General features: G+C 54.8%; 11 protein-coding genes and 1 pseudogene. 1 reads left to right on the top strand and 11 read right to left on the bottom strand.

Features of this window, described 5'->3' with window-relative positions; translation table 11 throughout:
- The 8 genes from rpsC to rpsJ form a co-directional block, all read right to left on the bottom strand.
- The coding region (gene rpsC / locus RTK01_RS14865) for a 30S ribosomal protein S3 (RefSeq protein ID WP_312281721.1) at positions 1-513 on the bottom strand (513 nt) is incomplete at its 3' end.
- Positions 514-531: 18 nt separating this feature from the next.
- Complete coding sequence (gene rplV, locus RTK01_RS14870) at positions 532-876, bottom strand: 50S ribosomal protein L22 (RefSeq protein WP_312281722.1); 345 nt, start codon at positions 874-876, stop codon at positions 532-534.
- A gap of 18 nt (positions 877-894) precedes the next feature.
- Positions 895-1,158, bottom strand: coding sequence for a 30S ribosomal protein S19 (gene rpsS / locus RTK01_RS14875; RefSeq protein ID WP_312281723.1), 264 nt, complete (start codon positions 1,156-1,158; stop codon positions 895-897).
- 15 nt (positions 1,159-1,173) lie between these two features.
- Positions 1,174-2,007, bottom strand: coding sequence for a 50S ribosomal protein L2 (gene rplB / locus RTK01_RS14880; RefSeq protein WP_312281724.1), 834 nt, complete (start codon positions 2,005-2,007; stop codon positions 1,174-1,176).
- 36 nt (positions 2,008-2,043) lie between these two features.
- Complete coding sequence (gene rplW, locus RTK01_RS14885) at positions 2,044-2,340, bottom strand: 50S ribosomal protein L23 (RefSeq protein ID WP_312281725.1); 297 nt, start codon at positions 2,338-2,340, stop codon at positions 2,044-2,046.
- Positions 2,340-2,963, bottom strand: a complete 624-nt coding sequence (rplD, locus tag RTK01_RS14890; RefSeq protein WP_312281726.1) for a 50S ribosomal protein L4 — start codon at positions 2,961-2,963, stop codon at positions 2,340-2,342. The genes rplW and rplD overlap by 1 nt, the downstream gene beginning before the upstream one ends.
- A gap of 18 nt (positions 2,964-2,981) precedes the next feature.
- Positions 2,982-3,701, bottom strand: coding sequence for a 50S ribosomal protein L3 (rplC, locus tag RTK01_RS14895; protein WP_312281727.1), 720 nt, complete (start codon positions 3,699-3,701; stop codon positions 2,982-2,984).
- 130 nt (positions 3,702-3,831) lie between these two features.
- Positions 3,832-4,146: a 30S ribosomal protein S10 gene (gene rpsJ / locus RTK01_RS14900; RefSeq protein ID WP_312281728.1), complete on the bottom strand. Its 315-nt coding sequence runs from the start codon at positions 4,144-4,146 to the stop codon at positions 3,832-3,834.
- Between the two features lie 474 nt (positions 4,147-4,620).
- Here rpsJ and RTK01_RS14905 point away from each other — a divergent pair, with 474 nt between their 5' ends.
- On the top strand, positions 4,621-6,237 hold the full coding sequence (locus tag RTK01_RS14905; RefSeq protein WP_312281729.1) for a putative manganese-dependent inorganic diphosphatase: 1,617 nt from the start codon (positions 4,621-4,623) through the stop codon (positions 6,235-6,237).
- A 169-nt stretch (positions 6,238-6,406) separates the two neighbouring features.
- On the opposite strand, the gene RTK01_RS14910 is transcribed toward RTK01_RS14905, so the two are convergent.
- The 3 genes and pseudogenes from RTK01_RS14910 to RTK01_RS14920 form a co-directional block, all read right to left on the bottom strand.
- On the bottom strand, positions 6,407-7,045 hold the full coding sequence (locus tag RTK01_RS14910) for a hypothetical protein (protein ID WP_312281730.1): 639 nt from the start codon (positions 7,043-7,045) through the stop codon (positions 6,407-6,409).
- A 227-nt stretch (positions 7,046-7,272) separates the two neighbouring features.
- Entirely contained in the window at positions 7,273-7,566 is a 294-nt protein-coding gene (locus tag RTK01_RS14915) for an MBL fold metallo-hydrolase (RefSeq protein ID WP_312281731.1), read from the bottom strand.
- A 4-nt stretch (positions 7,567-7,570) separates the two neighbouring features.
- A pseudogene (locus RTK01_RS14920) lies at positions 7,571-7,683 on the bottom strand (DNA-3-methyladenine glycosylase); the annotation flags it as partial.

Here is a 7,683-nt window from a genome sequence, read left to right on the forward strand (position 1 = left end):
GCCCTCGTGATAGTGCTCAACGCCCGCGATCTCGCGGCCGCCCAAACGGCCAGAGCAGCAGCACTTAATTCCCTTGGCGCCGGCGCGCATAGCGCGGGCCATGGAATTCTTCATAGCGCGGCGGTGAGAGATACGCTTTTCAAGCTGCTGGGCAATATTCTCTGCCACAAGCTGGGCGTCCATGTCAGGGTTGCGCACCTCGACGATGTTCAGCTTCACCTTCTTGCCGGTCATCTTCTCAACGGCCAGACGATACTGCTCGATCTGCTCGCCGCCCTTGCCGATGACCACGCCCGGACGGGCGCAGTGCAAGAAAATGGTGACCGTGTCGTTGCTGCGCTCAATCTCAATCTTGGGAACGCCGGCGCCGTACAGGGTCTTCTTCAGGTATTTGCGAATTTTATGATCCTCGACGATCAGGTCGCCGACCTTCTCATCACTGGCATACCAACGGGAATCCCAGTCTTTGATGACGCCCACGCGCATGCCGTGGGGATTAACCTTCTGTCCCATAAAAAACTGTCTCCTCCCTTATGCCTTTTCCGCCACGGCCAGCGTGACGTGAGAGCTTCTCTTGTTGATACGGTACGCGCGGCCCTGCGCCCGGGGCATCATCCGCTTGAGGATGGGGCCGGGGGTGGCGAAGACCTGACTGACGTACAGCTTGCTGGGGTCCATGGCGAAGTTGTTCTCCGCGTTTGCGGCGGCGCTCTTGAGAAGCTTCATCAGAGGCTCGGACGCAGCCTTAGGGGTCTGCATCAGAATTGCCATGGCGGTGCCCACATCCTTGCCGCGGATCAGATCGCAGACGATCTGAATCTTGCGGGGAGCGATGCGGACATAGCGCAGAAATGCTTTTGCTTCATTGTTTTCCATATTTCGCATCCTCCTTTATCAGTTTTTCTTTGCATGTCCGCGGAAGGTCCGGGTGGGGGCGAACTCGCCCAACTTGTGACCCACCATGTCTTCCTGAACATAGACGGGCACGTGCTTGCGCCCGTCGTGCACAGCGATGGTATGACCCACGAAAGTGGGGAAGATGGTGGAGCTGCGGCTCCAGGTCTTCAGTACCTGCTTTTCGTTCTTTTCGTTCATTGCTTCAACCCGCTTGAGAAGCTCAGGGGCAACATACGGGCCTTTTTTGACAGATCTGCTCATAATCCACTTGCCTCCTTACTTCTCGTTCCGGCGTTTGACGATAAACTTGCTGGTGGGGTTCTTGCCCTTGCGGGTCTTGTAACCCATGGCGGGCTTACCCCAAGGCGTCACAGGGCCGGGGCGGCCGACGGGCGCACGGCCCTCACCGCCGCCGTGGGGATGGTCGTTGGGGTTCATAACGCTGCCGCGGACCGTGGGACGCCAACCCATGTGGCGCTTGCGTCCGGCCTTGCCGATGTTGATATTCTCGTGGTCGATGTTGCCCACTTGGCCGATAGTGGCCATGCAGTTGATTCGCACAATGCGCACCTCGCCGGAGGGCATACGAATCTGAGCGTCCTTGCCCTCCTTGGCCATCAACTGGGCGGAGGTACCGGCGGAGCGCACCAGCTGGGCGCCGTTGCCGGGATGAAGCTCAATGTTGTGGATAATAGTACCCACGGGGATCTTCTCGATGGGCAGCGCGTTGCCCGGCAGAATGTCAGCGTCGAGTCCGGTCATAATCTTGTGGCCGGACTTCATGCCAACGGGAGCCAGGATGTAGCGCTTCTCGCCGTCCTCATACTGGATGAGGGCGATGTTGGCGCTGCGGTTGGGATCGTACTCCAGGCGCAGGACTGTGGCGCTTCCCTGCTTGTCGCGCTTGAAGTCGATGATGCGGTACTTGCGCTTGTTGCCGCCGCCGCGATGGCGGACGGTGATGCGGCCGTAGCTGTTGCGGCCGGAAGACTTCTTCAGAGACTCGGTGAGGCTGGGCTCGGGCTTGGCTTTCTTGTCAAGACCGTCGAAACCGGAAACCGTCATCTGTCTTCTGGAAGGTGTCGTCGGCTTATAAGATTTAATAGACATCGCTTAACACTCCTTACAGTTATATCGGTTCCGGTCTTAGACCATCCCCTCGAAGAACTCGATGGTCTTGGATTCGTCGGTAAGCTGGACATAGGCTTTTTTCCAGGTCTTGGTCTTGCCGGGACGGCCCGCGCCGCGGCGCTTCTCCTTGCCCGGAACGGTCAGCGTGTTCACGCTTTTGACCTTCACGCCGAAGATCTCCTCAACGGCCTTTTTAATCTCGATCTTACCGGCTTCCTTGGCAACCTCGAAGACATATTTCTTGTCGGTGACGGCGCCCATGGCGCGCTCGGTGATGATCGGGCGGATCACGATATCGTAACTGGTGGCCATTACGCGAACACCTCCTCGATTTTGGCGAGCGCAGTCTGGTCAATGACCAACTTCTTGGCATTGAGAATGTCATAGACGCTCAGAATGGTGGCGGTGGTGGTGGACACGCCGGAAAGATTCCGGGCGCTCTTGACCACGACGTCGTCCTTCTCAGGGACGATGACCATGGCCTTGCCGTCCGCCTTGACGGCGTCCAGGAACTTGCGGAAGTCAGCGGTCTTGATGGCGTCCATCTTAATGGAGTCCACCACGATGATCTCGCCGTCCGCAGCCTTGGCGGACAAAACAGACTTCAGCGCCAAGCGCTTGATCTTCTTGTTCAGGACATAGCTGTAATCCCGGGGCTTGGGGGCAAACACGATGCCGCCGTGGGTCCACTGGGGAGAACGGGTGGAACCCTGACGGGCATGACCGGTTCCCTTCTGACGCCAGGGCTTTCTGCCGCCGCCGGAAACCTCGGCGCGGGTCAGGGCGCTCTGGGTGCCCTGCCGGCAGTTGGCCAGGTGATTCTTTACGGCCTCGTGGACGACGGCCCCATTCGGCTCGATGCCAAAGACGGCGTCGCTCAGAGCGACCTCGCCGACCTTTGCGCCGGACATATTCAAAACTTCAACATTAGGCATATTCTAAGCACCCCTTTCTCACTTGCTTCTCGCGGAAGCCTTCTGCGGGTTGCGGCCGGAAGCCTTCTGCGGGTTGTGGCTGATGCCGGTCTCCACATTCTTGGCCCGGTGCGTCTTCACGGTGGTCTTCACGGTGACAAGGCTGCCCTTGGGGCCGGGAATTGCGCCGCAGACCACGAGCATATTCAGCTCCGGATCCACCTTCACAACGGTCAGGTTCTGCACAGTGACCTGATCCACGCCCATGTGGCCCGCGCCGATCTTCCCCTTGAAAATCTTGGAGGGATCGGAAGAAGAGCCCATAGAACCCGCATGACGGTGCACAGGGCCGCCGCCGTGGCTGGTGGGCGTACGGTGTGCGCCGTGGCGCTTGATAACGCCCGCAAAGCCGTGGCCCTTGCTGGTGCCGGTCACGTCTACGAAGTCGCCCGCCTGAAACACGTCGGCCTTCACAAGGTCGCCCACGTTCATCTCGGCGCCGTTTTCCAAATTGAACTCCCGCAGGTGCTTCTTGGGGCCCACACCCGCCTTGGTAAGATGGCCCATCTCAGGCTTAGTGAGCTTACGCTCAGCCACATCTTCATAGCCCAACTGGACAGTCTCATAGCCGTCTCTCTCCGTGGTCTTCTTCATGGTGACCACGCAGGGACCGGCCTCGATCACAGTGACGGGAATCACGTGACCGTTCTCATCAAAGATCTGGCTCATGCCGACCTTTTTGCCGATGATTGCTTTCATGTATGTTCCTCCTTAAAGGTTATTGGTCGGCTTAGATACGGCCGCGCCGCATTGCTCTGCCGACATGACCCGTCCGCCACGCAAGTTGGCAGACAATGGGTGAGCAACGAATTAAATGTGGGAAAGGGTTTTACAGCTTGATCTCAATCTCAACGCCCGCGGGCAGCTCCAGAGCCATCAGCGCTTCCACGGTCTTGGGGGTGGAGCGGGTGATGTCGATGAGGCGCTTGTGGGTGCGGCGCTCAAACTGTTCGCGGCTGTCCTTGTATTTGTGGACGGCCCGCAGGATGGTGACGACCTCTTTCCGGGTGGGCAGAGGGATGGGGCCGGAGACTTCGGCGCCGGTGCGCTTAGCGGTCTCGACGATCTTCTCTGCGCTCTGGTCGATGACCTGATGGTCATAGGCCTTCAGACGAATGCGAATCATTTGCTTCTGTGCTGCCATAAGTTGTTTCCTCCTGAATTTCGTACATAGTTTTTTGTTGTTCCGAAAACTGTGTACGGCGGGAAGTTTTTCTGTACGCTTATCCGTGCGTATCATTCTCGCTCATGAAAAATACCGGCGCAATACGGCCGGTATCCAAACATGGCGCAGCGATCTACGCAACGTGCAGATTCCTTCTCAGCCGCCCGATCATCGGACATACTCCCCGAAAGTTACCGAGGCAAGCCCCGCAATCTCCCGGTTCATCGCAGTTTGCGCGTTTTTGGCATACTTCGCCCTTTGCGCGCTCAATTATGATACAAGATATATTCCCCGATGTCAAGTGAATTTTTATATTTTATTCCATTTTCCGCAAAGATTCTTTATAAAGGTTTGCGTGCGGTTTTTCTTGTAACCCCCAAGGGGATATAGTACAATGAAACCATCATTAATTTAACCGGGCCAAAGCGCCCGTAAAGTGAAAGGAATATTTGCATGGACACCATCTATGTCACCGGGCATCGCAACCCCGACACGGACTCCATTGTCTCCGCCATGGCTTATGCCGCCCTGCGCAATTCTCTGGGGGACCGAGAATATACGGCGGCTTGCCTCGGCAGAGTAAACGATGAAACCCAGGCCGTGCTGGACCGCTTTGGCTTTGAGCCGCCCATGCTGCTGAAAAACGTGCGGACCCAGGTGGACGACCTCTCCTATGATACGCCGCCCCTGCTCAGCGCCGGCGTCACCGTCAGCCGGGCGTGGCGCGTGATTCATCAGGACGCCAACACCAAAGCCATTCCTGTGACCAACGAGGACGGGACGTTGTATGGAATGCTCTCCTCCGGAGACATCGCCTCCTATGATATCTCCTCCGTCCGCAATCCTCATGTCAGCAACATTCCCCTGTACAATCTTTTGTCCGTTCTGGAGGGCAAGGTGCTCAACAAGGCCGGCGAGCAGGTGGACACCCTCTCCGGCGAGGTAACCATTGCCCTTCCCTCCTCCCACAAAAACTTGATGTTTGACGCGAAGGACAGCATTGTCGTGTGCGGCGACCAGCCGGACATGATTCGCTACGCCATGGAGCTGGGGGTCCAGTGCCTGATTGTGTGCCAGTCGGAGGTGAGCGAGGAGCTGCGGACCATGGAGACGGAGACATGCCTGATCTCCACACCCTATGACGCATACCGCACGGTGCGGCTGATCTGCCTTTCCCTGCCGGTGAACCGCATCTGTAAAACAGAAGACCTTGTCTGCTTCCATCTGGACGATTATATCGACGACGTGCGGGAAACGGTTTTGAAAAGCCGCTTCCGCTGCTATCCTATTCTGGACGATGAGGAGAAGGTGGTGGGAACCCTGTCCCGCTTCCACCTGCTGCGCCCCGCCCGCAAGCGGGTGGTTCTGGTGGACCACAACGAAGCGGCTCAGGCTGTCCGCGGGCTTGAGCAGGCGGAGATTCTGGAAATTATCGACCACCACCGTCTGGCGGACATTCAGACCGGAAATCCCATCTACGTGCGCAACGAGCCGGTGGGCAGCACCACCACCATTGTGGCGGGGATGTATCAGGACCGGGGCCTGATGCCCTCGGAGAAAATGGCGGGACTGATGGCCGCAGCCATTCTCTCCGACACGGTTATGTTCAAATCCCCCACCTGCACCCAGCGGGATATTGACATGGCAAACCGCATGGCCCGTCTTGCCAAGATTTCCTTAGATGAACTGGGCCACATGATTTTCTCCGTCTCCAGCGGCGAAACCCACACGGCGGAAGAGCTTTTGATGACGGACTTTAAGGAATTCCATATCGCCGGGCACGACCTTGGCGTGTCCCAGATCACCTGCGCGGATTCCGGGCAGTTCCTGGCCCGGAGGGAGGAGTTTGCGGAATCTCTGCACCGGATGCGCACGGAGAAGCACTATGACTTGGCCATCCTGATGCTGACCGACGTCTTGCAAGAGGGCAGCCGCCTCTTCTTCGCCGGGGACGAGCAGACCATCCAGCAGGCGTTCAACGCCAAGACAGAAAACGGCAGCGTCTTTCTGCCTCACGTCATGTCCCGGAAAAAGCAGGTGATTCCCGCCCTCTCCGCCCTCTGGGGCTGATGGCGCAGGGCCCGGTTTTCAAATTCGGCATACCACCTCACAGAAGTGCACAAAACAGCTCTAGGACTTGCTTCCTAGAGCTGTTTTATCTACAATCTGAGAGATCATCTTAAAAGAATGATCTCTTTTTTAAGATTAGCGCAATACTTATTATAGAACCTCAATTCATTTAGTCAGTGACCCTTTCCAGTTCAAAGCATGTTGCCTCTAATACCAAAATAAGACTATCATTATTAACAACTAAAAAGCTTACAGGTATGCCGAATCCTGAAGAAGAGTCAGATACTTGTATTGCTTTTATCTCATCATCCATATTTATACCTGGCAGATCCATTCTAAAATTCCTATAAAAATCGTCTTTGTTATAACATATCATAGTAATTTCATAGAGCGGATTTTTAAGTTCATATTGATAATCACTATAGTTTTTTAGCCCTTTTGATGAAAATAAGTCTTTATCAATTACAATTTCATCATCGATAATTTTTTGCCCTGTTGGATATTCAGAAGCATCATTATATGAATTTGCAAATCCCAAAAGCTTCTCAACCTTCCAAGTCCCATAGAAAAATTTTTCAGTTTCACTATCCAAAGCCATTCTCCCTACAAATGGTTCAGTTGGATTAGTTCCATCAATATTATCAGCTTCTTTTACTTCATCATCTGCAGTTGGAGTACTATCTTGTTCTTCAACAGTGTTAATAGCAGTCTCATCGTCTTGATTTTTTAATACAGACCCATTGCTGCATCCAATTAAACAGGCAGATAGAATAGGCACTATCAGAAATATTAACACTCTTCTTCTCATTTTCCCTCTCGTCTTTCCTATCATTTACTCTTATAATTTATGATATAAATATCTATCTAAATTTAATCCACAAATATACCAATTGTCAAATATTTTTTACCATTGTGTGACAGGTATAGCCCTTCCCGGCATGGGATTGATACAAAAGCCCTGAGAGCGCCGCTATGCGGCGCTCTTTTTTGTTTTCTTAATATAAGGTAATTACGGGACCTGACGCGAAGTGGGCTTCAATTTGGCAAATAAACCCCGCCATGATAGCAGTAATACGCCTCCGCCTTCAGCGCCAGCAGCTTTTCAAACGATGCCTCGGCCGCTTCCCTGCCCAGTGCAAACTGGGGGTTCGCCGTCACGGGCAGACCGTTTTCCAGCGCCATGGCGTCCCCGGTAATCATAATGACGTCCTCTTCCAGAAACAGCGAAATGTGCCCCGGCGTGTGGCCGGGGGTGGCGACGACGCGGCAGCAGCCGCACCAGTCCAGCCATTCGCCGCCGCGCAAAAGCCCGGATTTCTTTCTGGCCATTTCCTCACCTAACCAACACGTATTCGTTATCTTTACTATAAAACCTCCACTGATAGTCCTTTGCCTCCCCGGCATAGTCCACGCCTACCCGCTTCGCCGTCATCACAGAAAAGTCCT

The organism is Oscillibacter sp. (assembly GCF_031978065.1).
Taxonomy (GTDB): domain Bacteria; phylum Bacillota; class Clostridia; order Oscillospirales; family Oscillospiraceae; genus Oscillibacter.

Bases quoted from the DNA above. Each gene is read 5' to 3' on its own strand.
- rplC (WP_312281727.1), bottom strand. From the start codon at position 3,701: ATGAAAGCAATCATCGGCAAAAAGGTCGGCATGAGCCAGATCTTTGAT.
- RTK01_RS14905 (WP_312281729.1), top strand. From the start codon at position 4,621: ATGGACACCATCTATGTCACCGGGCATCGCAACCCCGACACGGACTCC.
- rplW (WP_312281725.1), bottom strand. From the start codon at position 2,340: ATGGCCACCAGTTACGATATCGTGATCCGCCCGATCATCACCGAGCGC.
- rpsJ (WP_312281728.1), bottom strand. From the start codon at position 4,146: ATGGCAGCACAGAAGCAAATGATTCGCATTCGTCTGAAGGCCTATGAC.
- rplD (WP_312281726.1), bottom strand. From the start codon at position 2,963: ATGCCTAATGTTGAAGTTTTGAATATGTCCGGCGCAAAGGTCGGCGAG.
- RTK01_RS14915 (WP_312281731.1), bottom strand. From the start codon at position 7,566: ATGGCCAGAAAGAAATCCGGGCTTTTGCGCGGCGGCGAATGGCTGGAC.
- RTK01_RS14910 (WP_312281730.1), bottom strand. From the start codon at position 7,045: ATGAGAAGAAGAGTGTTAATATTTCTGATAGTGCCTATTCTATCTGCC.
- rplV (WP_312281722.1), bottom strand. From the start codon at position 876: ATGGAAAACAATGAAGCAAAAGCATTTCTGCGCTATGTCCGCATCGCT.
- rplB (WP_312281724.1), bottom strand. From the start codon at position 2,007: ATGTCTATTAAATCTTATAAGCCGACGACACCTTCCAGAAGACAGATG.
- rpsS (WP_312281723.1), bottom strand. From the start codon at position 1,158: ATGAGCAGATCTGTCAAAAAAGGCCCGTATGTTGCCCCTGAGCTTCTC.